This window comes from Paenibacillus sp. GCM10023250, assembly GCF_042653205.1.
In the GTDB taxonomy this organism is placed as follows: Bacteria; Bacillota; Bacilli; order Paenibacillales; family Paenibacillaceae; genus Paenibacillus_Z.
The window spans coordinates 215859-240733 of the sequence record NZ_JBHSHY010000003.1; the positions used below are offsets into that span (position 1 = coordinate 215859).

The 24875-nt window shown below is 63.6% G+C and carries 24 protein-coding genes; 6 read left to right on the forward strand and 18 right to left on the reverse strand.

All coding sequences use genetic code 11. The features are described 5' to 3' along the window. Positions 1-27: 27 nt before the first annotated feature. From ggt to ACFPB1_RS05490, 4 genes are all read right to left on the reverse strand, one after another. A complete protein-coding gene (gene ggt, locus ACFPB1_RS05475; RefSeq protein ID WP_379222742.1) occupies positions 28-1617 on the reverse strand; it encodes a gamma-glutamyltransferase in 1590 nt (529 codons plus the stop codon). Between the two features lie 70 nt (positions 1618-1687). Beyond that, a complete protein-coding gene (locus ACFPB1_RS05480) occupies positions 1688-2590 on the reverse strand; it encodes an ABC transporter permease (RefSeq protein ID WP_379222744.1) in 903 nt (300 codons plus the stop codon). Between the two features lie 111 nt (positions 2591-2701). Continuing rightward, positions 2702-3778, reverse strand: coding sequence for an ABC transporter substrate-binding protein (locus tag ACFPB1_RS05485; RefSeq protein ID WP_379222747.1), 1077 nt, complete (start codon positions 3776-3778; stop codon positions 2702-2704). A gap of 349 nt (positions 3779-4127) precedes the next feature. Then, positions 4128-5741: a PucR family transcriptional regulator gene (locus ACFPB1_RS05490; protein ID WP_379222749.1), complete on the reverse strand. Its 1614-nt coding sequence runs from the start codon at positions 5739-5741 to the stop codon at positions 4128-4130. A gap of 264 nt (positions 5742-6005) precedes the next feature. On the opposite strand from ACFPB1_RS05490, the gene ACFPB1_RS05495 reads away from it, so the two are divergent. Next, complete coding sequence (locus ACFPB1_RS05495; RefSeq protein ID WP_379222752.1) at positions 6006-7028, forward strand: serine hydrolase domain-containing protein; 1023 nt, start codon at positions 6006-6008, stop codon at positions 7026-7028. 180 nt (positions 7029-7208) lie between these two features. Here the strand turns inward: ACFPB1_RS05495 and ACFPB1_RS05500 are convergent, their stop codons facing one another. Continuing rightward, entirely contained in the window at positions 7209-7667 is a 459-nt protein-coding gene (locus ACFPB1_RS05500; RefSeq protein WP_379222754.1) for a MarR family winged helix-turn-helix transcriptional regulator, read from the reverse strand. A 295-nt stretch (positions 7668-7962) separates the two neighbouring features. On the opposite strand from ACFPB1_RS05500, the gene ACFPB1_RS05505 reads away from it, so the two are divergent. The 3 genes from ACFPB1_RS05505 (at position 7963) to ACFPB1_RS05515 (ending at position 10813) form a co-directional block, all read left to right on the forward strand. Continuing rightward, on the forward strand, positions 7963-8244 hold the full coding sequence (locus tag ACFPB1_RS05505) for an ArsR/SmtB family transcription factor (protein WP_379222757.1): 282 nt from the start codon (positions 7963-7965) through the stop codon (positions 8242-8244). Between the two features lie 502 nt (positions 8245-8746). After that, a complete protein-coding gene (locus ACFPB1_RS05510; protein ID WP_379222759.1) occupies positions 8747-9961 on the forward strand; it encodes an MFS transporter in 1215 nt (404 codons plus the stop codon). A 168-nt stretch (positions 9962-10129) separates the two neighbouring features. Beyond that, positions 10130-10813, forward strand: coding sequence for an MBL fold metallo-hydrolase (locus tag ACFPB1_RS05515; protein WP_379222761.1), 684 nt, complete (start codon positions 10130-10132; stop codon positions 10811-10813). Between the two features lie 101 nt (positions 10814-10914). Here ACFPB1_RS05515 and ACFPB1_RS05520 read toward each other — a convergent pair whose 3' ends face one another. The 3 genes from ACFPB1_RS05520 to ACFPB1_RS05530 form a co-directional block, all read right to left on the reverse strand. Beyond that, positions 10915-11235: a hypothetical protein gene (locus tag ACFPB1_RS05520; protein ID WP_379222763.1), complete on the reverse strand. Its 321-nt coding sequence runs from the start codon at positions 11233-11235 to the stop codon at positions 10915-10917. Beyond that, on the reverse strand, positions 11232-12113 hold the full coding sequence (locus tag ACFPB1_RS05525) for a hypothetical protein (RefSeq protein WP_379222765.1): 882 nt from the start codon (positions 12111-12113) through the stop codon (positions 11232-11234). The genes ACFPB1_RS05520 and ACFPB1_RS05525 overlap by 4 nt, the downstream gene beginning before the upstream one ends. Positions 12114-12347: 234 nt before the next feature. Continuing rightward, positions 12348-13211, reverse strand: coding sequence for an alpha/beta fold hydrolase (locus tag ACFPB1_RS05530; RefSeq protein WP_379222767.1), 864 nt, complete (start codon positions 13209-13211; stop codon positions 12348-12350). A gap of 276 nt (positions 13212-13487) precedes the next feature. Between ACFPB1_RS05530 and ACFPB1_RS05535 the strand changes: the two genes are divergently transcribed. Then, positions 13488-14048: a TetR/AcrR family transcriptional regulator gene (locus ACFPB1_RS05535; RefSeq protein ID WP_379222769.1), complete on the forward strand. Its 561-nt coding sequence runs from the start codon at positions 13488-13490 to the stop codon at positions 14046-14048. A gap of 102 nt (positions 14049-14150) precedes the next feature. Here ACFPB1_RS05535 and ACFPB1_RS05540 read toward each other — a convergent pair whose 3' ends face one another. The 10 genes from ACFPB1_RS05540 to ACFPB1_RS05585 all read right to left on the reverse strand — a co-directional run bounded on the left by ACFPB1_RS05540 (position 14151) and on the right by ACFPB1_RS05585 (position 23804). Beyond that, positions 14151-14927, reverse strand: coding sequence for a glycerophosphodiester phosphodiesterase (locus ACFPB1_RS05540; RefSeq protein WP_379222771.1), 777 nt, complete (start codon positions 14925-14927; stop codon positions 14151-14153). 91 nt (positions 14928-15018) lie between these two features. Next, positions 15019-16014: a CehA/McbA family metallohydrolase gene (locus ACFPB1_RS05545; RefSeq protein ID WP_379222773.1), complete on the reverse strand. Its 996-nt coding sequence runs from the start codon at positions 16012-16014 to the stop codon at positions 15019-15021. A gap of 5 nt (positions 16015-16019) precedes the next feature. Further along, a complete protein-coding gene (locus ACFPB1_RS05550) occupies positions 16020-16484 on the reverse strand; it encodes a hypothetical protein (RefSeq protein ID WP_379222776.1) in 465 nt (154 codons plus the stop codon). Continuing rightward, the gene (locus ACFPB1_RS05555; protein WP_379222778.1) at positions 16481-17326 is read right to left on the reverse strand and encodes an ABC transporter permease; all 846 of its coding nucleotides are present in this window, start codon (positions 17324-17326) and stop codon (positions 16481-16483) included. Before ACFPB1_RS05555 ends, ACFPB1_RS05550 begins: the two co-directional genes overlap by 4 nt. Continuing rightward, positions 17323-18516 (reverse strand): extracellular solute-binding protein, encoded by a 1194-nt coding sequence (locus tag ACFPB1_RS05560; RefSeq protein ID WP_379222780.1) that lies wholly within the window; start codon positions 18514-18516, stop codon positions 17323-17325. The genes ACFPB1_RS05555 and ACFPB1_RS05560 overlap by 4 nt, the downstream gene beginning before the upstream one ends. A gap of 40 nt (positions 18517-18556) precedes the next feature. Further along, positions 18557-19594 (reverse strand): ABC transporter ATP-binding protein, encoded by a 1038-nt coding sequence (locus ACFPB1_RS05565; RefSeq protein ID WP_379222782.1) that lies wholly within the window; start codon positions 19592-19594, stop codon positions 18557-18559. A 33-nt stretch (positions 19595-19627) separates the two neighbouring features. Then, positions 19628-20452 carry an ABC transporter permease gene (locus ACFPB1_RS05570; RefSeq protein ID WP_379222784.1) on the reverse strand — a complete coding sequence of 275 codons (825 nt, stop codon included), beginning with the start codon at positions 20450-20452 and terminating at the stop codon, positions 19628-19630. Positions 20453-20557: 105 nt separating this feature from the next. Next, positions 20558-21577, reverse strand: a complete 1020-nt coding sequence (locus tag ACFPB1_RS05575) for a LacI family DNA-binding transcriptional regulator (RefSeq protein ID WP_379222786.1) — start codon at positions 21575-21577, stop codon at positions 20558-20560. A gap of 194 nt (positions 21578-21771) precedes the next feature. After that, the gene (locus ACFPB1_RS05580; protein WP_379222788.1) at positions 21772-22599 is read right to left on the reverse strand and encodes a sugar phosphate isomerase/epimerase family protein; all 828 of its coding nucleotides are present in this window, start codon (positions 22597-22599) and stop codon (positions 21772-21774) included. 11 nt (positions 22600-22610) lie between these two features. Further along, positions 22611-23804: a Gfo/Idh/MocA family protein gene (locus ACFPB1_RS05585; RefSeq protein WP_379222790.1), complete on the reverse strand. Its 1194-nt coding sequence runs from the start codon at positions 23802-23804 to the stop codon at positions 22611-22613. A gap of 129 nt (positions 23805-23933) precedes the next feature. On the opposite strand from ACFPB1_RS05585, the gene ACFPB1_RS05590 reads away from it, so the two are divergent. Next, positions 23934-24791, forward strand: a complete 858-nt coding sequence (locus tag ACFPB1_RS05590) for a helix-turn-helix domain-containing protein (protein ID WP_379222793.1) — start codon at positions 23934-23936, stop codon at positions 24789-24791. Positions 24792-24875 lie beyond the last annotated feature (84 nt).

The following is a 24875-nucleotide window of genomic DNA, read 5'->3' on the forward strand; positions in this document are numbered from 1 at the left end:
TGTGATTCGGCCTGCCGGTCCGGCCGGCTACCAACCGACCGCTTGACCGTCGCTGCGGGGATCCGCGCCGCCTTGGCGAAAGCCCCGCTCGTCGATCCGTATCGCGTGTGCGTGGCCGACGGCGCCGTCGTAAGCGGCCACCGCGCGGACGAGATGCCCCGCCTGCGCGAGCTCGCGGCGTACCGCCTCCGGCACGCGGCTTTCGATCCGCAGCTCCTGCGACTCGTCGCCCCAGGTGCGGCCCCACACCCAGCGCGGGGCGTCGACCGCCGCCTGCGGATCCATGCCGTAATCGGCGATCCGGGTCAGCAGCGCGCACTGCGTCTGCGGCTGGCCCTCGCCGCCCTGCGTGCCGTAGAGCAGATACGGGACGCCGCCCCGGCAGGCCATGGCCGGCATGAGCGTGTGGAACGTCCGCTTGCGCGGCTCCAGCGTATTGACGTGCGCCGGGTCGAGCGAGAAGTACGAGCCGCGGTTCTGCAGCAAAATGCCGGTATCGCCCGCCGTTACGCCGGAGCCGAATTCGAAATACAGGCTCTGGATGAACGAGACCGCGTTGCCGTCCCCGTCCATGACCGCCGCGTACGCGGTGTCGCTGCCGAGCGGCTCGGACGCGAGCGGGAGCGCTCTGGCCGGATCGATCCGGCTGGCAAGCTCCGCGCAGTACGCGCCGGAGATGAAGCGGTCCACCGGAATCGCCGCGAAGGCGGGATCGGTCAGCCATTCGTCCCGGTTCTTGAAAGCGAGCTTCAGCGCTTCGATCTGCAGATGGTAATACGCGAACGAGCCGTGCGCGACGGGACCGCCTTCGCCGAAGCCGAAGCGCTCCACGATCTGCGGCGCCATGATGCCGGTGAAGCCTTGCGAATTGGGCGGCGCCTGGTAGAGCGTAAGCCCTTTGTACGAGCCGCGGAGCGGCGCCGTCCACTCGCCCGCATGGTCGGCGAAGTCGTCCTCGCGCAGTACGCCGCCGCGCTTGGCCAGATACTCGGCGATTCGGCGGCCGATCGGGCCTTTGTAGAAGCCGTCGCGGCCGTATTGCGCCAGCTGCTTCAGCGTCCGCGCCAGGTCGCGCTGGACGAACCGCTCGCCCGGCTTGGGCACGGCGCCTCCCGGGGTATAGACGGCCGACGTGTCCGGCATGACGCTGAGCAGCGGGTGGCGCTGCAGCGTGTTTGCGTATTGGTCCCGCGACAGCGGGAACCCCCGCTCGGCGTAGCCGATGGCCGGCTCCAGCGCGTCGGCCAGCGTCAGCGTGCCGTATTCCCGCAGCACCGCGTCCCAGCCGTCGGCCATGCCCGGCACGGTCACGACGCTGCGCACGCCCCGCTGCGGGATGGCGGAGAGGCCGGCGTACAAGCCGCGGTTCGCCAGGCCGCCGGAGCGGCCGCTGGCGTTGTACGCCCGGACTTCGCGGTCGGCGGCGGCGTACGTCAGCCAGAACGCGTCGCCGCCGAGCCCCGTCATGTGCGGGTAGACGACGGCGAGGCAGGCGCTGACCGCGACGGCGGCGTCGAATGCGTTGCCGCCCCGCGCCAGGATGCGCGCCCCGGCCGCGGACGCGAGGTAATGCGGGCTGACGACCATCGTCTTCGCGCCTGTTATCGCCTGCCGCATCGGTACTTCGCCTCCTTCGGGCCGGCGGCTTCGGACAGCCGGCTTCCGGTTTTTTTTCCTTGCCGCCGCGTCAGCCCTCGCGCTTCATCTCGGACTCGTGCCACGAGCTGAGCATCCATTTGGCCAGCAGGTTCACGAGCAGGAAGAACAGGATGCCGAGCAGCGACGCCGACAGCCCGCAGGCGAACAGGTACGGCGTCTTTAGCCGGCCGGCCGCGTACGTGATCGCGTAGCCGAGACCGCCGTTGCCTCCGCCGATGCCGGCGATGTATTCCCCGACGATCGCACCGATGACGGACAGCGTGCAGGAAATTTTCAAGCCCGCCACGATGTACGGAAGCGCGGCCGGGATGCGCAGGCGCCACATCGTCTGCAGCGGCTTCGCGTTGTAGAGATAGAACAGATTGCGCAGGTTGTGTTCCGTGGAATTGAGGCCGATCTGCGTATTGGACAGCATCGGGAAGAACCCGATCAGAAACGCGATGATAACGATGGCCCGGAAGCCGGCGTCGAACCAAATGACGATCAGCGGCGCGACGGCCACGATCGGGATGGTCTGCATGATGATGGCGTACGGATAGACGCTTTCTTCGACGACCTTCGAGCTGGCCATCAGAATCGCGAACGAGATGCCGAGCACGATGCTGAGCAGGAAGCCGAACACCGATTCGAACGCCGTCGTCGACACCGCCGTCCACAGCTCGCGCCGGTTCTCGATCGCCGCCTGCACGATGTCCGACGGCTTCGGGACGAGATAGGTCGGCGCCTGCAGCAGGTAGCAGATCAACTGCCAGCCGCCGACGAACACGATGAACGCCGCGAGCGGCGGCGCCAGCTTCTTGATCAAGGCCGCGAGCGGCCTGCTTCCCCTCCCCGTCCGGTGCTCCAGCCCCCTCGCCAGCCGCCCGGATTCATCGCGGGCGGGGTACATGCCGTCGGGCAACATGCGAGTATTCACGTCTTCCGCTGCCATAATCATGCTCCTTTCGTGATTGAACCGTCATACTCCGCCAGCCGCCGGCGGGCCGGAAGCGAGTCCGGGGACCGCTGCCCCGCCCGCCGCTTCCGCGCCGGCGCACGCGGCTTACTTCTTCGGCAAAAACTCCGTCGTGAACGCCTTCGTCACGTCTTCGTCCTTCGTCAGGACGCCAACGTCCTTCAGCTGCCGCTGCACCTCGGACCAGCGCGCCTCGGTCATGACGCCGGTGCCGAGCGTCGCCGCGTCGCCGCCGAAGGCGAAGTCCATTTCCTTCGCGGCGCTGAACTTCATCATGTCGAGCGACATCTCCGGGTTCTTCTTCTGGATCGCCGGGTTGATCTCGTCGGAATTCGTCTTGTAGTAATCCCAGCCTTTGACCGTCGCTTCGACGAACGCCTGGACCCGGTCGGGATGCTCCTGGATCATCTTCTCCGTCGTGAAGTAGACGCCGGCGTAGATGTTGTAGCCGGAATCCGCGTTCAGCAGCACGCCGTAGTCGACCTTCTCCTGGTCGAGCGTATACGTCTCGGATGTCACGTAGCCTTGCGTGACGGCGTTCTTGTCGTTGATGAAGTTGACGAGCTGGCCGGTATATTTCATTTCCTGCGCGTTGTCGAGGCTGTATTTCTTCTTCATGTACTGCCAGAAATTCGCGGTGGCGGCGACGTACACCTTATGGTCGTTCAGGTCGCCGAAGCCCGCGATGCCGGAATCCTTGTGGTAAAACAGCGCCTGCGGGCTCTTCTGGAATGCGGTCGCGATCGCGACGACCGGAATGCCTTCCTGCCGCGCGACGAGAATATCGTCGCCGTTCGCCATGCCGAACTCGGCCTTGCCGGACGCGACGAGCTGCGTGGCCGAGACGGACGGCCCGCCCGGCATGAGCGTCATGTCGAGGCCGGCGTCCTTGTAGAAGCCCTTCTCCAGCGCCGCGAAGTTGCCGCCGTGCTCCGGCTCGGCGAACCAGTTCAGGATGAGCGTCGTCTTGACCGGTTCCTTCTCCGCCGAGGACGCGTCCGTTCCCGAGCTTGCGTTCGCGCCGGAGCTGGTCGACGCGCTGCCGCCGTCGTTCGGCACTCCGTTGCTGCCGCAAGCCGTCAGCGCCGCCATCGCGGATAAGAGACACACCGACAAGACCGTGCCGCGTTTCGAGAAGCCCGCCGTGCCTTTCGTCGTTTTCATGGTTCCTCGTCCCCCTTTAAAATCCCGTTCGAAATATTCTGACTACAATCTCAGTTTAAGAATCCGCGATGTTCATGTCTAGATTCCTCACATCGATTTGTGCGGAATGCCAAAATAGGCGTACGATATTGGCATGGAGCACAATAATCATTCAGATTTAGCGCTTTCATAAGGAGTTAATATGACATTTACATTACACGTTAGGCTGGCGTTTGCGCTCGTCACGTCCTTTTATGGAAGGATACGCCCTCGGCAAACGACAAAAAACGGCCCCGTCCTCGTCCTCCCGCAAGGACGAATCGTCGGGGCCGCGCTTCGGGCGGCTTGGTCGTATGGGTGCCGGGTTGCGTCATGCGCCGCGCTCGCCTTCTCCGCCGTCCGAGACGAGCTGCCGGCGGAACAGGAACGCGAGCTTCAGCCGCATGAGCACGTTTACTTTCTTGAAATCCACGTCGAGCAGCTCGCTCAGCTTCTCGATCCGGTACGTGGCGGTGTTGCGGTGGATGAACAGCTTCTTGGCCGTCTCGTTCAGCTGGCCGTCGCAGTCGAGGTACGTCTCCAGCGTCTTCAGCATCTCGCCGACGTAGCCCGGCTCCTTGCCGAGCAGTCCGCCGAGCCAGCGCTGGCAGTAGACGCGCATTTTCTCGCGGGACACCGATTCGAAAATCATGGCGAGGTCGAGCGTGTCGTACCGGACGATGCGCTCCTCGACGCCCCATTCGCGGGCGAGGCGGAACGTATTGCGGCACTCGGCGAAGGCGTCCGTCATCTCCTTGGGCTGGCGCTTGCGGGCGCTGATCGCCGCCTTCGGCGCCTGCCGCTCGTCGAGGCCGAGCCCGGCGAGACACGATTCCAGCGCCTCCCGCAGCGTCTCGCCCTCGGGGCCGGCCGCGGCGTCCGACACGACGCAGAACACGCCTTCGTCGACGACGGCGCAGATGCCGTTCAGCGCCTGCATGCGCGCGTTGCCGAGCAGCGAGGCCTTGAGGCCGTTCAGCCGTTCCGAGCGCCGGGCGGTGCCGGCGTCATCGGCGGGCAGGTCGACGAGGGCGCAGAAGTAGCCTTGCGTCAGCCAATCCATTTCCCAGCGCGCCGCGTAGTCCGTCACGGCGTCGGCCGTCACGCCGTTCCGGAGATACTGCTTGATCAGCGCGCCGAAGTCCTTTTGCACCGACAGCTCGAAGTAGTCTTCGTATTTATAGTTCAGATGATGGGAGATGAGTTCGGCGGTTTGGGTGTAGAGCCCTTCTTCGACGGGTGAGAGGAAAGGCCTGGCGTCGAAGAAGTATGCGAAGCCCGTGCAGGCGTCGCGCTTCATGAGCGGAAGGCGCAGCGCCTGGCGGCCCTGGTGCTTGATCCACTTCTTATGGGGCGGCCATGGCCAGCCGTCGGTCAGCCCGTCCGCGGCGATGCCGGGCGAGCCGTGTACGATCTGCCCCCGCGAGCCGACGACGGCGATCGGGCAGCCGATGACGTCCGCCACGGACTCGAAGAGCGAAGGCAGCGATTCCGCCCGCAGCGCGAAGCGCATGAGGCGGATCTGCTTCTCCAGCGCGCCTTCGAGGCGCACGGTGCTGCGCTTCATCTCGGCGTGGAACAAGCCGTTCATTTGGTCGGAGAAGGAGAAGTGGAACGGCAGCGCGATCAGGGGAAAGCCGAGTTCGTCCGCGAGCCGGGTGAGCCGTTCGGGAATCGCCTCCCAGAAGCGGCCGAGCTTGATGCCGAGCCCGGAGGCGCCGCGGCCGTGCAGCTTGGCGATCAGCTCGGACGCCGCGTCCGGGTCGTCCTTGATCAGATACGCCGTCGTGAACAGCATCTCGCCTTCCTTGATCCAGTCCGCGATATCCGGCGCGTCCATGACGTTAAGCGACTTGACGACGCGGTGCTTGCCCGAAGCTCCCGCGATCAGCTTCCCTTCCGACAACGGGTAGACGGCCAGCGCTTGTTCGATCGTCAAATGCATGCCTTCTTCCTCCTTCCGGGATCGTTCCCTTGGTTTGGAGTTCGCTGCGTAATGTTACCTTACATCATAACGATAAAGTCAAGGCCTTTCAATGCCCTGCGTCACCTAAATGTCAGATAATTTTCTAGACGCGGGTTTGGTTGCGCTTTCTTGTCGGGTCGCCCGGACGCCGGCGGACGCGAATTTCGGTTCCCGGCCCGCAAATGGTAAACTAAGGCGGTGCGGCCATATCGCGCATCACGGCTATAGACAAGGGTGGTTACCATGGACTTATCAGCGCTGACGGCGGCGCTCGCGCCGCTTAACTTGCGAAGCTGCCTGATCAGCCGGCACGGCCGGTTGATCTATGAGCATTACCGGGAGCCGGCGACGGCGGCCGAGCTCGCCCGGATCAATTCCTGCACCAAGAGCGTCCTCTCCGCGCTGGTCTGCATCGCGATGGACCGCGGCCTGCTGCCGGACGCCGCCACGCCGGCCTCCGCGTTCTTCCCGCGGCTCGCCGCCGACCCCGATCCCCGCAAACGGTCGATTACGCTCGAGCATCTGCTCACGATGACCGCCGGCTTCGAATGGACCGAGTTCGGCGGCCTCAATTCGTTTCCGCGCATGACCAAGACGCCGGACTGGCTCGCCTTCGTGCTCGAGCTGCCGCTCGCGGACGATCCCGGCACGCGCATGGAATACAATTCCGGCAATTCGCAGCTGCTTGCGGCGGCGCTCGCGCGGGCCGCGGGCATGCCGGTCGCCCAATTCGCCGAGGAGCGGCTGTTCGGCCCGCTCGGCATCGAGGCGTACGAGTGGGAGCAGGACCCGCGGGGCGTCCATACCGGCGGCTTCGGCATGAAGCTGCGCCCGCTCGACATGCTGAAGTTCGGCGAGCTGTATCTGCGGGAGGGCGAATGGGCGGGCGAGCCGATCGTGCCGCGCGCGCTGGCCGCCCGTTCCGTGCAGCCGTACATCGAATCGGAGGAGCCGCGGCGGGGCTGGTACGGCTGGCATTGGTGGAGCGACTCGTACGCCGCTGGCGCGTCGGCTGGGCCAGGCGCAGCTGAGGCGCTGACCATGGACGCGGCGGACGGCGCGGCCGGGCAAGAGGCGCCCGCGCTGGCGTATTTCTACGCGCAAGGCTACGGCGGCCAGTTCATCTACGTCGTGCCGAGCCTGGACGTCGTCGTCGTGCTGACCGCGGACAAATGGCGGACCGACCGCCCTCCCGGCAACGTGTTCCGCAAATTCGTCGCGCCGCTGCTCGCCGCGGAGCTGAAGCAAGCGCCGCCTTCGCGGTGATGGCGGCGCCCGGCGGTGAAGCGCGTGCCAAACAAGCGCTGGCCTGGCGGCGACGCATACGCAAAAAGCGCCAGCCCGAAGGCGAAGCGCACGCAAAACAAGCGCCGGCCCGATGGCCGGCGCTTGTTCGTTCGCTCATGCAGCCGGCGAACGGCGCTCGAAACGAGCGGTCCGCCTCGTTTACTTCTCCAGCAGGCCGCTCGTCTTCTCCATCTCCGCGGACAGCAGCGCGGCCGTCTCCTCGCCCAGCACTTCGACGTACTTGGCCTTGAACTCGCGCGACGCGGCGCGGATCTCCGGCTCCAGCGCGAGCCCCTTCTCCGTCGGGTAGACCAGGACGGTCTTGCCGCTGACCTTGCGCTCCACGAGCTGCTTCGTTTCCAATTTATCGATGAACCGCGTCAGCGTCGAAGGCGTGATGTACAGCTTCTCGGCAAGCAGCTTCTGCGTAATGCCCGGCATAAGATTCACGATGCGAATCAGATAGCCGTACATCGGCGACAATCCCGTCTTGGCGAATTGTTCCTCGGCGATCTTCGTTACGGCGCGGCTCAGGCGGTTCGCGTTGAAAAACAGGCACGTGCGGAGGAACTCGTCATCGGCCGGTTCGGCAGCCGATTTGTCGCGGCGGTTATCCATCCCGTCGCCTCCCTTGTTTTTTGTACATACAACTAATGTATAGCGCAATCGTCCGGGAATGTCAATTTCGCATGGCGCCGGGCGCCAACGCCCGGTACTGCTCTGCGGCCCGGCCACGGTTAACGCCGGCGCGGCCCGGCCAGGCGGAGCAAGCCGGAATGTTGCCGATCCTCCCCCGCTGACTGCCGCTTCGTCCGCTCGCCTAACGCATGCCGCATGTAAAAACCGGCTATTTACATCGATCCCGGTGCATGGTACCATTTCAATACATGTCGAAATAAGGTGGTGATAGCCGATGGTCGAGGATAACGAGGAAGTCAAACAAGCGGTGAAAGTATACAAAGCACTCGGAGAGCCGACCCGGATCAAAATCGCGATGCTCCTGACGGAGGAACAAAACCTGTGCTGCTCCGACATCGGAGGCAAGCTCGAATGCGTCGCCGGTTCCACCCTGTCGCATCATCTGAAGCAGCTGATGGAATGCGGCCTGCTCACGATGCGCAAGGACGGCACGTACATTTATTACAGCGTCAACCGCGAAGTCGCCCGGAAATACGCCCCTTATTTGCTGGGGTAGTTTTTTTTACGGTTTATATTTCGATGAATTTAGAAATACGAAAGTAAGGCGTGTCGGCACGCTGGCTGCTTCACAGGAAGGTGCTGCCGTTCCGCCTGGCGGCCGCGTTCAGTCACGTTCTGCCGCGTTTAATTCCGTCCTTTCGCGGACACGGGAGCCGCTATTTTCGCGTTTTCCGCTATTTCGGCCTTTATGCGGCCACACGTTCCGCTATTTGCCTATTCGGCCCTAGATTTGACGCCATTTCCGGCATTTAGGGTCTCCTGTGGCCGCCAAATCCAAAATTTCCACCCAATTGCCTCAATAACGGCATCCGTGTCCGCCCGCAAAACAGCTAAGCTAGCCCCTGCATCACGCCTGTCTGGCCATACAAACGGAGAGAAACCAAAGCCGGGCAGGCTCTACGCCTTTGAACCTCGGCGCGCAAGAAATAGCACGATAAGAGAGATAGAGAAATCGCGCCGCCATGAATCAAAACCATACCGGATAGGAGTTGGATTGTTTGTCTTACGCTTGGAAAATCTATATGCTGGCGATCGTCAGCTTTTTGGTCGGCACGTCAGAATTCATCATTGCCGGCATTCTCGATAAAGTCGCCGACGACGTCGGCGTGTCGGTCGCCGCAGCCGGCCAATTGATTACCGTTTTCTCGCTGGCCTACGCGTTCGGCACGCCCTTCCTGATGGCCGCCGCGGCCAAAGTCGACCGCAAGCGGCTGATGCTGTACGCGCTCGCCGTGTTCGTCGTGGGCAACGCCGCGGCGTTCGCGTTTCCGGGCTTCGGCGCCCTGATCGCGTCCCGGATCGTCGTCGCGCTCAGCAGCGGCGTGTTCGTCGTGACGGCGCTGACCGTCGCCGCGAAGCTCGCTCCCGAAGAGAAACGGGGCAGCGCCATCGCCACGCTCGTCATGGGCTTCAGCACGGCGCTGATCGTCGGCGTGCCGCTCGGCCGTCTCGCCTCCTCCGTCTACGACTGGCAGGCGGTATTCGGCGGCATCGGGCTGCTCGGACTGCTCGCGCTCTTGCTCATTGCGTTCACGATCCCGAAGACGGACGGCGAACTGCCCGTGCCGCTTCGCGACCAGCTGCGGCTGCTCAAGAATCCGAAGATTCTCGTCGGCCTCGGCATCACGTTCTTCTGGATCGGCGGCTATTCCATCACCTACACGTATATTTCCCCATTCCTGCTTGAAATTACGAATATGAGCGAAAAAGCTGTCAGCATCGCCTTATTCGCGTTCGGCATCGCGAGCCTGATCGGCTCGAAGCTGGGCGGCTTCGGCACGGACCGCTGGGGCTACCGGCGCACGCTGCTCATCGGCCTGGCGCTTCACGCTGCCTGGCTGATCGTCATCTCGTTCGCCGCCCATTCGGCCGCGCTCATGTTCCCGCTGCTCATGCTCTGGTCGTTCTCCGCCTGGTCGTCCGGCCCGACGCAGCAGTACCACCTGATCTCGCTCGCGCCCGAAGCGACCAGCATCATGCTCAGCCTGAACAGTTCGGCCGTGCAGCTGGCGATGGCGGCCGGCGCGGGCATCGGCGGCATCGTCGTCGAAGGCGCCTCGCTGACGGCGATCACCTGGATCGGCGCGGCCGGCGTCGCGCTCGCCGTCCTCTTGTCGGCGGCGGCCTTCGGCTTCCGCCGCGCCGGGTCCGCTGCCGGGTCCGCCGCACGCGACGCCGGGCAGCAAGCCGCCGCGGACAAAATCGGCGCGTAAGCGCCGCTTAGACCATGCGGGCAGCCGCGGTTCAGCGGCCGCCCGCATGGCATGCGATCCCGCTCTCGGCCCGGAAGGGGCCAGAGAGGGTTGCTTTAAAATCAGCGCAATGAAATAATAGATGAGAAAGCAAGGATAGTTAATTACTTTTCTAAGGCGGTGTTCGACATGACCCCATCGGGCGCAAAGATCACGATCATTCCGTTAGACGCGGCTAACCGCGCAAATCCCTTCATTCCGACCGTCATTTGGGACGAGAAGGACGTCGTTCTATTCGATACCGGCATTCCGGGCTCGCTCGAGCAGATTCGTTCCGCATGTCAAGCCGCGTCCGTACCGTTCGAGAGGCTGACCAAAATCGTCATCACCCATCAGGACATGGACCACATCGGCACGCTCCCGGAACTCGTGCAAGCCTTCGGCGACCGGGTCCAAGTGATCGCGCATCAAGCGGCCGTGCCGTACCTGGCCGGCGAAGTACCGCTCGTCAAGAGCAAACGGACCGCTCCGCCGGTCAACGTCGACGTCGCCGTGAAGGACGGCGACATCCTGCCGTTCGCCGGCGGCATTCAAGTCGTGTACACGCCCGGCCACACGCCGGACCATACTTCCTACTACCATATTCCATCCAAAACGCTCATCTCGGGCGACGCCTTGACGGCGCAAGATGGCGTGCTTCAATCGTACAACCCGGTATATACGCCGGACCAGGAGACGGCGCTGCAATCGATCGCCAAGCTCCAAAGCCTCGACCTCGCGAAAATCATCGCCTTCCACGGAGGCGAATGCACGGACAACCTGCAGGAACGCCTGCGGGCGATCGTCGCGGCCGGCCCGGTCGCGGTCGGCTGACAAGCGCTTTCTCTCCCGGCCAAGCCCAAACGGGCGGCTTTCCGGTTGCTCCTTCGGAGCCGGAAAGCCGCCCGTTTTTTTGGCATGCCTGTTCAAATTCGCTAGAGGTTGCGCTCCTCATCCGGCCCGATACGGCGCCTCGCCGGGTGCCGATTCCGCCGGCGCGCCTGAGCGAGGCCTCCGCCGCCCAGCAGCGGAATCGTGACGCGATGGCCGGCTAGCTCGGCGAACGCCGGCAGCAGCAGCACTGCCGCCGCGGCCCAGGCGAGCATGAAGACGCGGCGTTCCAGGCCGAGCCGGTACGCGCCCCACATGACGAGCAGGCAGCCGAGGAGGTCCGAGAAGAGATCGAACGCCGTCACCCGAACATCGATCAGCTCGAGCGTCAAGCCGAACGCAAGGCGGGAGTAAGCCTTCCTCATCCGGTCTCTCTCCCTTCCCCGCGAACGAACGCTTTCATCTGCGCTTCCGAAAACCGAGGCGCGTAATGCGCGTACAGGCGGAAAGGCGATTCGCGTCCGTCCGGCTCCGCGAACCTGTGCGTCAGCAGAACGTTGTACACGTTATCGGCATGCGGATCCCCCGGAGGGAGGTGGAAGCGATAGTCCGTCGCGACGGCGTCGCCTTCGGCAAGCTGCGCTGGGTACGCCGCCCGGTCCGTCGGCGGGCCGTCGAAACGGCCGTCGGCCCCGATGTCGCCCAGATCCCCCGTGACGTTCACCTCGTACGAGAACGCGTCGCCGAGCTCGCCCAGCCACGCGGACGTCGTCGACGTCAGCGCCGCGGGACGCGCCGCGCGGACGGAACCAAAGCCGGAGTTGTCGCTGGAACCGCCCGACGACATCATGGTCACAGGGCCGCCGCCCGGCGCTGGCGGATAATCGTCCCGGTACACGATGATTTCGCCCACGTCCATCCGCTTCGTCCCGCCGTCGCGGAACGTGACGTCGACTTCGCGCACGACGAGCGGCGGAAGCGCCGCCTCCCGCTCGGGAGCCGACCTATAGTACCCGGAGAGGCGGTAGATCGTTTGACGATTCAGCTCCTGGTAGACCGCGGCGGGGGCGAACGCCAGCGACGGCAGCCCTTCCGCGCGGATCCAGGCGATCTCCCGCTTATCGTCCTTGTTGGCGACATAGTACAAATCGAACGCCACGTACGGCGTATCCATCGCTTCGATCCGGTGCGTCAAAAAGCGGCCTTCCGGCAGCCGGTAATGCCGGTTGTAGGCAAAATTGCCAATCCAGCTCGCCGCGATCAGCACCGCCGCGATGCCGTATACGGCGAATCGTCTCTTCATCTCCGGTCGCTCCCCCCTTACGAACTGACTCTCGTAAAGGATAATACTTCCAGACGAGCGAAATGTTTCGCGAAAAACCGGCCTTCGCCCCGCTCCTCGCGGGAAGGGGGTATCCGCTTCCTTGGCGCTCTTCAGCGGCCTGCTGCGCGCGATCGAGGACAACCACAAAAAAACGGTTCCCCAAGCTCCATACGGAGCGGGGAAACCGCTTGTGCCGCGCGTGCCGCCGTCTGCTTAACGGACGTGCTCGCCCAGAAACCGCTTGATCAGCGCCGCGCTGAGTTCCAGGTCCTCTTCGAGCGGGAAGTGGCCCGTGCTCAGCAGATGCACCTCGGCGTCCGGGAGGTCCCTCCGGAAGGCGAGCGCGCCGTCCGGTCCGAAGAACAGATCGCGCTGCCCCCAGGCAATCAGCGCCGGCGGACGATGCGTACGGAAATATTCCTGCCAGACGGGATACTGCTTCAGATTGTTCCGGTAATCGTAGAAGAGCGCCAGCTGGATATCCGCGTTCCCCGGGCGGTCCAGGACGAACTGATCCTGGTTCCACGCGTCGGGGCTGACCCGCTCCGGATGCCGCGTGCCCTCCACGTACTGCAGCTTGGTGAACGCCGGCGACAGGAGCCCCAGCATATTGTTCCGCTTCGCCTCATCCGCCGGGTTGCTCCAGTAAGCCCGGATCGGCGCCCACGACGGCAGAATCCCTTCCTCGTAGGCGTTGCCGTTCTGCGACACGATCGCCTGCACCCGTTCCGGGTGCTTGGCGGCCAGCCGGAAGCCGACCGGTGCGCCGTAATCGTGCACGTAGAGGCTGTAACGGTCCAGTCCGAGCGTTTCCGTAAACGCGCCGATCAGCTCGGCAAGGCGGTCGAACGTATATTCGAACGCCTCGGGCGACGGCTGGTCCGAATTGCCGAAGCCCGGGTAGTCGGGCGCGATGACGCGATAGTCCGAGGCCAGCTCGGGAATCAGATTCCGAAACATATGGGACGAGGACGGAAAGCCGTGCAGCAGCAGCAAGACGGGGGCGCCGGCTTTGCCGGCCTCCCGGTAAAAGATACGAATGCCATCGACTTCCGCCGATTTGTAGTGTATGGACATCGGGGTCACCTCATACATAGAATGGTTGATCATGCGGTTGAACTTTATGGGCTGGACTCGGGACGCCGTGACATCGAAGCCAACCGAACCTCGAATTAAATTATACATACAGGTCTGTATAGTTTCAACCTAAAAAATTTTTCCTTGCTGTCATTCCGTCCGCCGCCACGTTTGCGCGCAGGTACGTTTACGGTTACAATAGCGGATATAGACAAGTCGGTATAGTTTCGAGCCGCGCGACGCCCCGTCGCCCGGCGGGAATGGGAGTCCTGCGCAATGAACCGAAGCAAAAAAGACCATATCCTGAACGTCGCCTCGGAGCTCTTTTACAAGAACGGCATCCGCGCGACGGGCGTCGATCAGGTCGTCGCCGCGTCCAATATCGCCAAGATGACGCTGTACAACCATTTTCCGTCCAAGGACGACTTGGTGCAAGCGTACCTGCTCCGGCACGACGAGCGGTGGCGCGCTTGGTTCGAGGCGGCCGTCGCGGAATCGGCCGCGACGCCGAAGGAACGGCTGCTCGCCGTCTACGACGTGCTCGGCCGGTGGTTCGACGAGCCCGGCTTCAACGGCTGCGCCTTCCTCAAGACGGCCTCGGAATACGCCGACCCCGCGCATCCGTACTACGAAGCGGCGCACCGCTACAAGTCGCATCTGAAGACGTACCTCGCGGAGCTCGCCGGCCAATTGGACGAAGCGAACCGGGAGGAACTATCCGGCGGGCTCTACCTGCTCGCGGAGGGCGCCATCGCCGCCAGGATGCTCCGGACCGATCCGGACGCGGCCCGTCATGCGCGCGCAACGGCCGAGCTGCTCCTGGCGCGGTACGATTGAGCGGGCCTGCCTCGCGAATCCGGGCATGCCAAAAAAACGCGAGCGGCAGCGCTGGACTTTCTCGTCCAGGGCTGCCGCTCGCGTTCGTCTATTGGCTTGCCATCACGCGTTCGGCGCCGTCCATTCGCGCTTCGCGCGGAGCAGCGTCTCCACGTCCCGCGACGTGATGGAGCCGACGCCCCAATCCGCGTACCGGCGCATGAGCGCTTCGTCTTCGACGGTCCAGACATAGACCGGCAGCCCGCGCTCGGCGGCGTAATCGACGAACGCCTTCGTCGCGATGCCGTGATAGACGTTGATACCGGAGCAGCCGGCCGCGAGCGCATCCTCGCGGGTGATGGCCATGGCTTCGTCGTACGGCAGCGTCTTGAACAGCTCGACATCCGCGTTCAGCATCCGGCGCAGCTCCGGCTCCAGCGTCCGGGCAAGCAGCGCGCGGTCGCGCTGGCAGCCGGAATAGAACGCGCGGTCCTCCAGCCCGAACTTCCGGACGAGCGCGGCCGCGGGTTCGATCGCCTCGTCGACCTTCAGGTCGAGATTGATGCTCTTGCCCGAAGCCTGGACGAGCGGCAGGATGTCTTCCAGCTTCAGCAGGCGAAACGTCTCCCGTTCCCCGCCTTCGCGTCCGCCCTGATCCGCGAGCAGCAGAAGCCCGCTCAATTCCGCGTACGTCATCTCCGCAATGCTGGCAACCGGCCCATCGGCGGTCGGCAGCTCGTCGTCGTGCGCCAGGACGGCGATGCCGTCTTTCGTGACGCGGATGTCCTCCTCCACCACGTCGGCGCCGAGGTCCAGCCCCGCGCGAACCGATCGCAGCGTATGCGGCGCGATGCCCATGCATCCGGCATGTGCCGTTACTAACGGAAACCGGCGATTCATATCGATCGACTCCTTTTCGGTATAACGGCCTTCACGGCCTTCTCACTTCTCGATTCTCGCAGCTCATTCCTGTCCCCTCCGGACAAGATGCTTACTTCGCGTCCCAATAAATCGCGTTCGTGAACGCGATCGTCGTCCGAACGCCCCGCACCGTGCCCTTCAGCTCCGCCCGGATCCACGTCAGCGCGCCGGCGGGAATATCGAAGCGGTAATCGCGCTGGGACGGCTCCGCGCGCAGCTCGCCGAGCACGCCGGCATTGCTCGTCAGGATAACCTCGTACCCCGCGTCCGGGAACGCCCACAGCCCGCTTCGGGCCTCGAAATCCACGGATGCGACGGCCTCGTGCCGCCAGCCGCGCGCCTCCTTCGGCACGCGGTCGCCGATGCGGTAATTCGCCGTCTCCGACCGCAGCTCCAGCGTCAGCAGCGGGCCCATCGTGACCGCGGCCCGGCCCGCGGCGAGCGCCCGCGCCGCCTGTTCCGTCACGGAGCCTTCCCCCTCGTCCAGCAGCAGGTACGTGACTGAGACGGGATCGTCCGTCGCTTCCTGCGCGTGCCAGTCCCGTCCGGACGTCGCCGCGATCCGGTACCCTTCGTTCAGCTTATCCGTCCACAACCGGAAGGCGCGGGCGTTGTCCGTCTTGATCGACGGGAACATGCCCGACCAGACCTCGATATAATCGAGGGCCTGCCAGTCGCGGATGTCGAACTCCCAGAAGCAGCCCGTGCACATCGGGCTCCCGATGCGGAACGGATGCGCCATGCCGGCGATGCCGCCGGCGGCGTGGACCCGCGCGATGCCCGCATCGATGTCGCCCGGAACCGCGGGACGCCAATCCACGAAATCGGTCAGCCCGATCGTGACCATATGGCCGAAGAACGTCGTCCACTCCATGCCGGAGACGATCGCGACGCCGGTCTCCCGCTCGACGTCCTCTTTGCCCCGCAGGCCCGTCATCGTGTTGTGGTCGGTCAGCGCGACGCACTCGAAGCCGAGCGCCTTCGCGCCGTGCGCAAGCTCGGACAGGGACTGCCGGCCGTCGCTATGAAACGTATGGCTGTGCAATTCGCAAGCTATCCAGCGCATGATCGTCAAGCCTCCTCGTGATGAATTCGCAGCCGGTAGCGGCAGCTCTCCGTCACGATCGCGTGCAGGCTCAGCGTGACGCGCCACAAACCGGCGGCCAGCTCGCCCGCGGCGAAGCCCGGCGATGCCTCCGACGCGCCGATGAACAGCCGCTGCTCAGGGTCGTGGCGATGGCCCGCGCCGCGATGCCCGGCCGGATCGTCGACGGAGAGGGTGATCAGATTTTTCAGCGGCAGGAACGACTCCCAGCGGCCCATGACCAGCTCCCGCTGCGCCGGCTCCGTATACTTGTCCACGCCTTCCGCGATCAGCACCTTCGCCCGCTCCCGGTCCATGAGGTTCTTCGGCTCATACGCGAAATCGAGGCGCAGCATGCCGCCCGGACGGTCCAGCTGGAAGGCGTACGTAATATGCGTCTTCGAACAGACGAATCCGGCCGTTCCTTCCGCTTCCAAGAGCAGCCGCGTCATGCGGAACGCCCCCCCTCGTCCTTGATCATGCTGCGAATGTAGAAGTAGCCCATGATGGAGCAGAGCAGGAACGTGAAGAACGCCAGCGCCGACGCCTGCTGCTTCTCCTGGAATACGCCGAAGATTTGCTCCATCGACACGCCCAGCATTTGCGGCGCGTTCGGTCCGAGCAAGAACGGCGCGGTGAACGAGCCGATGACGCCCATGAAGACGAACGTGACCGCTACGAGCAGCGTCTTGTAGGTCAGGGGCAGAATGAACCGTATGAACAATCGGAACCGGTTCGCGCCCACGTCCTTCGCGCTCTCGATGACCGCGTCGGGCACGCCCGACATGGCGGAGCCGAGCAGCATCGTCGTGAACGGGATGTTGAACCACAGCTGGGCGATGATGATGCCTTTCATATCGAAAATGATGCGCGGAATGTCGCCGCCGCCCAGCAGCAGCACCCAGCGGGACAGCCAGCCGTGGTTGCCGAGCAGCTGGATCAGGCCGTACGTCGCGATCACGGACGGGATGAACATCGGAATCATGTACATGTTGCTGATCCAGGCCACCAGCTTGCTTTTGTTGAACCGCATGTACGCCGCCAGCACATAGCTGACGAGCAGCACGATCACGACCGAGATTACCGTGACTTCCAGGGTGAAGACGATGTTGGCGCGCATCAGTTTATCCGTGAACAGGAACTTATAATTCGACAGGTCGTAGCCGCCTTCCTCGTTCGTTAAGCTTTCCTTGAGCGAGACGAAGATCGGCACGACCACGGTGACGAACAGCAGAAGGAAAGAGGGGATGACCAGAATCAAGCCCAGTATCCCCATTTTTACCGGTTTTCTCATTGCGCCGCTACTTCGCTCTGCCAGCGTTTGTTGATTTCATTGCCGAGGTCGCCGATGTTGAACGTCCGGAAGCCTTCCGCCACGTCTTTGAAGGAATCCTGGATGTCCTGCGGCATGTCCGACAGCTTGATGCCCGGGAAGCCGTGCATTTTGGTCACGACGACGGATTGCGCTTCAGGGGACAGCACGAAGTTCAGGAACTCGTTGACCGCGTCCTTCTTGTCGGACAGCTTCGGCACCATCAGGTACGTCGGACCGCCGTTGAAGCCCGGGGTGATTTGCGAGATTTTGGTCGTGTCCGGCAGCTGGCCGTTTTCGATTTGCTCGAGCGCCATGTCCGACCAAGCCGGGATCATGTCTACCTCGCCGCTGATGAGCAGGTCGAGCGTGCCTTGGTTTTTCTTCGGATAGATGCCTTTGCCGTACACGTACTTGCCGAGATCCTTCAGCGTCTGGAAGCCTGTGTCCCACTGCTGCTCGACGCTCGGATCGTCGTTGTGGATCGCGTCTTCCGGCAGCTTGTCGTACAGCGTCGTCGTGACGAAGGAGCTTCCCGCGCCGCCCGTGGACGGATCGTTGTACGCGAAGCGCTCCGGATTGGCCTTGATCCATGCGAACAGCTCGTCGAGCGTCTTCGGCGGCGTCTTGACTTTGTCGCTGTTATACGCGAGCACGACGGCGGACGAACGGTACGGGACGGCCATATTGGCCACGTCCGTCATCGTGGCGGCTTCGACGTTAGACAGGTTCGCGATCTTGGCCGGATCGAGCGCGTCCCACAGATCGTCCTTCTGGCCTTGGGTCACGTTGGAGAGGCCGTCTTCGTACAGGTCGATGCCGCCGGAGCCTTTGCCCGCCTTCTTCGCCGCGAGGATCCGGTCGTACGTCGGCTGCGCGCCCGTGCCGGACGGGATGTACACTTCGTTCACCTTGATGCCCGGGTGATCCTTCTCGAACATCGGCACGATCGTGTCCCACAGGTTCTTCACGTTCTCGGAGCCCGTGAAGTAGAAGTTGAACTCGACCGGCTTGCCGGACGCGTCCGTCTGCGCCGCGTTGCCGCCGGCGTTCGCGGCGCCGCCGTTCGATGCGCCGTTATTCGCGGCGCCGTTGCTGCCGCAGCCGGCCAGCAGCGCGGCGGAGAGGGTCGTTAAAGTCATTATCGTCAGAGCGGATTTCGTACGAAACATAAATAAGTGCCTCCTTGGCGGTTCGTTTTTTTGGATTGCATCAGGCCTGATCTTCCGGATAAGCGAGCACTTTCTTGAAGCCGACAGCGATGCGGTCGCCGGAGTTCAGTTCCTTGACGGCGTCCCGCGGCTGGAACGCGCGGATCACGCCGTGCTCCGGCAAGTGGATCGTGACTTCGGCGTAGTGGCCGAGCACCATGATCTGCTTGACACTGCCCGTCAGGCCGTCTTCCTCGCGGCCGCCTAGGACAACGTCCTCCGGCCGTACGGCGAGCCGGACCTTGCCGGACAATTGCTTCGGATTCGGAAACGTCAGCTTCCCTGCGCGGATTTGCCCCTCCGAAACCACCCCTTTCAAGAAGTTCATTTTGCCGATGAATTGCGCGACGAACAGCGTGTCCGGCCGGTCGTAAATCTCCTGCGGCGTGGCGATCTGTTCGATATGGCCGTGGTTCATGACGACGATGCGGTCCGAGATCGACAGCGCCTCTTCCTGGTCGTGGGTGACGAATACCATCGTGAGGCCGGTCTCGGCTTGAATCTCCCGCAGCTCCTCCCGCATCTCATGCCGCAGCTTGGCGTCGAGCGCGGAGAACGGCTCGTCCAGCAGCAGCACGGCGGGCTTCAGCAGCAGGGACCGCGCCAGCGCGATGCGCTGCTGCTGGCCGCCAGAGAGCTCGGATGGGAATTTGTTCTCCGATCTCGGCAGACGGACCAGCTCCAGCACGTCCTCCACCGCCTTGCGGATGTCGGATTTCTTCATCTTGCGTATCTTCAAGCCGAATGCCAGGTTATCGAACACCGTCATGTGCGGCCATAGATTGTAGCCTTGAAACACCATCGAGGTAGGGCGCTTCTCCGGCGGCGCCTTCAGCACGCTCGTCCCCTCGATGAGAATGTCGCCGGAATCCGGCTCGAGAAAACCGCCGATGCTGCGCAGCACGGTCGTCTTGCCGCAGCCGGACGGCCCGAGCAGCGTGACCAGCTCGCCTTTGCGCACGTCAAGCGAGATCGACTTGACGCCTTCGCCGGTGTGATACCGTTTCGCCAATTGTTGAACCGAAAGCTGAATATCCATTTGCGCCTCCTTAAGGCCGGGACGCGTCCCGAATTATTTGAGCTGAAAGCCGCTCGACATGACGTCCGCGCTCACGAACCGCTTGGCGGCGAGCAGCAGGATGATCGTCGGGGCCGTCAGGATGATGGAAAAGACCGCGCCGGCGTAAGCCGGGTAATCGCTGATGATGGAGTACATGACGATCGGCATCGTCTTGTAGTTCGGAATGCCGACCAGGAACGTGCCCTGCGCCTCGTCGAGCGAGTTCAGGAACGTGAACACCGACGCGACGACGATGCCCGGCATGGCCATCGGCAGGGTGATCTTCAAGAACACCCGAAACGGGCCTGCGCCGACGTCCCGAGCCGATTCCTCCTGCGCCCGGTGCACGTTGCGGAAGGCGGCGGTCGGAATCCACGTCATGAACATGAGCACGTTGATCATATGAATGAGGACGACGCCGATCAGCGTGTTCATGAGGCCGAGCTTGTAAAAGAGCACCGCGATGGAGACGTACAGCCCCATCTTCGGGAACGCGTGCGTCAGCAGGAACGAAAACAGGAAGAACCGGCTGAGCGGGAAGCGGATCCGGGCGAACGCGTACGCCGCCGGGACGCACAGCACGATGGACAAGGCCGTCACGATGGCGGCGATCATGAACGACAGGCCGATGGACTGCGGAATGTCCTCCTGCTTGAAGACGAACGACCACCATTTCAGCGACCATTGATGCGGCAGGACGTCCGGATAGGTCCATTTGCCGGTGAAGGCCAGGATGGCTAGATTGAGCAGCGGCCCTAGGAAGAATACGACGAAGAGCGCGAGCACGATGAACTCGACGATCTTGCGGGTGCCGATCGCTTTAAGATACCAACGCATGAACGGATGACGCTCCTTTCGGAAATAATGGAATTGCGTAATGTTTGCCGTCCGGATTCCGGACGGCGGGCGCCGCGGATGGCGGGGCCTCTCGGATGCGGCCGCTCAGCGGTCGCCGCCGGTCGATTGCCGGACGACGAGCCGCGGCAGCAGCTGTCCGGGATGCGCGATGTCCGGCTCGTGCCGGATCAGCTCGTCGAGCAGCCGCACAGCCCGGGAGCCCATCTCCCACGTATCGACGCGGACCGTGGTCAGGGACGGCGCGAACATCGCGGCGAAGTCGACGTCGTCGAAGCCGACGACGGCGATCTGCTCCGGGATGCGCGTCCCTTGCTCCAGCAGAAATTTCATGGCGCCGAGCGCGAGCATGTCGTTGGTCGCGAAGACCGCCGTGTGCCGGCCCGCCCGGAAAGGGCCGAAGTGGCGGCTCATGAGCGCGTAGCCGTCGCCGTAAGTCGACGTCTCCGCGAAATGGACCGACGCCTCGCTGATTGGCTTGCCGGCCTCTTCCATGTAGGCGAGGAAGCCCGTCAGCCGGCAATGATGGCTGCGGTGCGGCTGCGGTCCCGCGATGACGAAGATGCGCTCGTGGCCGATTCCCGTCAGGTACTCGGCGGCCATGTGCCCGCCCTCCTCGTCCTGGTTGACGATGTGGATCACGCCGCCGACGTCCGTCGAGCCGTTCACCATGACGTAGGGCACGCCGAAGTTCGTGATGTGTTCGATGACGTTGCGCTGCAGCCGGCTGATGAGGATGAGCCCGTCCACGCGCTTCTCCATCATGAAGTCGGCCGAGCGGTACGACATGTCCCGGTCGGTCGTGACGAAGACCGAGTAGTTGAGGCGCGCCGCCTCGAGCAGAATCGCGTCGACGATCTTGCCGTAGAACGGATGCGACGCGATTGGCAGCTCCTGCCGGTACAGCAGGACGCCGATATTATGCGTGCGCTGCGAGACCATCGCCCGCGCGACCGCGTTTGGCTTGTACCGCAGCTCCTCGATCGCTTTCAGCACCTTGTCGCGCGCTTCGGGGCTGGAATAGCCTTTGCCGGTGATGATCCGCGAGACGGTGGATTTGGAGAAGCCCGCGCGAAGGGCGATTTCTTTTATCGTCGGATTATCCAAAGGATGCACGTCCTTTCTCGCTGTGAGACCGTTCCCATATGAGACCGTTCCCACATCAATAGAATAGGGATACTGTGTTTCTACTGCGTTAATCGAACCCTAACGAATTGTAAATTATCAGTCTTTTTATCCCAGAAAATAGGAAAAAGACCGGATCGGCAGCCCGATTCGGTCTTTTTGTGTAAACTGTAAATTCACGCCCACTTCATGCCAGCCTGCGCGAGCAGCGACTTCAGCGCGCGGACCGCGGTCACGACGCGCTTCGGATCGCTCGCGAACGGCAGGTAGCGATGCAGATGGGGCTCCACGGACAAGAACCCGTCGAAGCTCCGCTCGCGCAGCGCCTCCAGCAGCTCCGGAAGCTGGCCGTCGCCCGCGCCGGCCGGCACGAAGCGCTTCGGCTCGGCCGACGCATCCTTGACGTGCACGTACGCGACGTAGGATGCCAGCTTCGGATACGCCTCCGTCATCGGCCGGATGCCCTCCATCACGAAATTGCCGGGATCGAAGGCGAGCCGGAGCGCGTCCGAACCGCAGTGGCGCAGGATGTCGAGGCAGCGGTCGTCGGTCGAGCCGTACAGCCCGCTGTCGTTCTCCAGCACGAGCGTGACGCCGTGCGGCGCCGCGGCGTCCGCCAGCCGCTTCATCCGGCTCAGCACCTCGTCCCGGCAGTCCTCCGGCCGCGCGCCCTCCGGCGGGTAGTACGAGAAGAGCCGGATATAGCGCGTCCCGAGCGCCTTCGCGGCGGCGATCGCCCGGTCCAGGGCGTCCAGCTGCGGCGCGAAATCGTCGGAGGCGGCATACTTGCCGATCGGCGAAGCGATCGAGGAGACGCCGAAGCCGCGCGCTTCCGTGATCCGGCGGACCTCGGCGAGCTCCTCGGCCGTCAGGTCGAGGACGTTTTTGCCCCAGACGTTCCGCAGCTCGATATGGGACAGCCCTTCCTGCGACAGGACGTCAAGCTGTTCCTCCAGGTCATGCGAGATTTCGTCGGCGAAGCAGGTCAAAATTACGGCAGCCATCGTCATTCCTCCTAGTTGGTCTTCCCGAAGGAAGTCGACATGTCCTCGGCCGCGTCCTGCGCGCGCACGGCCTTCTTCACGTAGCTCGACGTGCGGATCCGTTCCTCGAGCTCCGCCTGGAACGCGTCGCCGTCGATCGGCACCGGCTCGGTCCGCTTCCGGAACGCGGACAGCATGATGCCGTTCGCCAGCGTCAGCGAGCCCAGCCCTTCCGGGCCTTCCGCGATCAGCTCGACGTCCTTGCCGAGCAGCCGGTCGACCAGCCGCCGCGTGACGACGTGGTGCCCGTTCGGAGCGCTCTCGTCGACCGCGACCTCCTCCGGCTCGATCGTCCACTCGGCGAAGCGCTGCTCTGTCTCCCGCGAGAACGCCAGCATGGACTGCGGGTACCGGTAATGGAGCAGCTTGCCGTTCTCGAGCAGCAGCTTGCCGGTATCCCCGACGATCTCGAGCCGGTTGGTCCCCGGCAGCTCCGCCGTCGTGACGACGAGATGGCCGATCATGCCGTTCGCGTGCTCGAAGTACGCCGTAACCTCGTCCTCCACCTCGATGTCGTGGTATTTGCCGATATGCGCGTGGCCCGTGATCGCCTCCGGCAGCCCGAACAGCCACTGGTACATGTCGAGCGTGTGCGGGCATTGGTTCGTCAGGATGCCGCCGCCCTCGCCGGCCCACGTCGCGCGCCAGCCGCCGCTGTCGTAGTACGCCTGCGAGCGGAACCACTTGGTATGGATCCACGTAGCACGCGTCAGCTTGCCCAGCGTCCCGGCGGCCAGGAGTTCCTTCAGCTTGGCGTAGAACGGCAGCGTCCGCTCCTGGAACATGATGGCGAACTGCAGGCCGGGATGCGTCCGTTTCGCGTCTTCGTACGCCCGGATCATCGCGTTCGCGGCGTTCACGTGTACCGCGATCGGCTTCTCGCACAGAACGTGGACGCCCCGTTTAAACGCTTCCATAGCAATGGTCGGATGATCGTAATGCGGCACCGCGATGATGATCAGGTCGAGGCCTGACCGGTCGAGCAGGTCCGCGGCGTCGTAATACGCTGTCGTCCCGTGCTTCCTGGCTGTCCGGTCGGCCTTCTCCCGGTCCGTGTCGCAGACGCCGACGAGTTCGACGTTATCCATGCCGCTCAAATAATTGACGTGATGCTGCCCGATGCCGCCGATGCCGACGAGGCCGATTTTGACGTTGCGCGCGTTCATTCGCTTGTCCTCCCGCCTTTCTTCGATTGAAGTCTTCCCCTTCATCCTATATCATTGCAAGTACGAGTTCCTTGACGAAATTGCTTTGGAAATGGACATTCTTGCTCATGTTGCGGGGAGGCGAGACGGATGCTGGGCAGCTATGTCGAGCGGATCGACGACCATGTCAAATTCCTTCATGCGGCGCGCGTTCCGCCGTTCAACATTCATTTTCATCTGCACCGGGGCTGCGAGATCTTCTTCCTGATCCACGGAGACGTCCGCTACTTCGTGGACAAAACCGTCTACCCGCTCCAGATCGGCGACCTGATCATCACGAACGAGCACGAAATCCACAAGCCCGCCCTGACGACGGACGCGCTGTACGAGCGGGTCACGATCGAGTTCGACCCGGCGCTCATCGCGCTGTTCGAGACGGACCGGATGCGGCTGCTGCGCTGCTTCTACGACCGGCCGCCGGGCGAGTTGAACAAGATCCGGCCGAGCGCGCAGGAACAGGCCGAGCTGTCGGGGCTGTTCGCCAAATACGCGGACCTGATGCGGGAGCCGTATCCCGAGGCGCCGCTCGTCAAGCTCAGCTGCCTGCTGGAAATACTCGCGCTGGTGCAGCGGTGCTTCTACAAGTCGCAGGAGAAGGACAAAGGGCTGGACCTGCCGCCGCGGCTCGTGCCGATCCTCGACTACCTCGACCGGCATCTCGCCGAGGACCTGTCGCTCGAGCGGCTCGAAGGACTGTTCTTCGTCAGCCGCTTCCACCTGAGCCGGCTGTTCAAGAAGCATACCGGCAGCACGATTCACGAGTACATCCTGTACAAACGGATCTCCCTCGCCAAGAAGCTGCTGAAGGACGGCCGCAGCGTGACCGACGCCTGCATGGACGCGGGATTCAACGACTACTCCGGCTTCTTGCGGATCTTCAAGAAGAAGGTCGGCCTGCTGCCGAAGCAGTACGCGAAGCAGAGCCAGGGAACGGGCGCGGGGCGGTGAGCGGGGGCAGGAGCGCGGCGCGGGGCGCGGTGATGCGCGCAGGGCGCGGCGCGGGCGCGGGGCGCTGCGCGGGCGCGGGGCGCG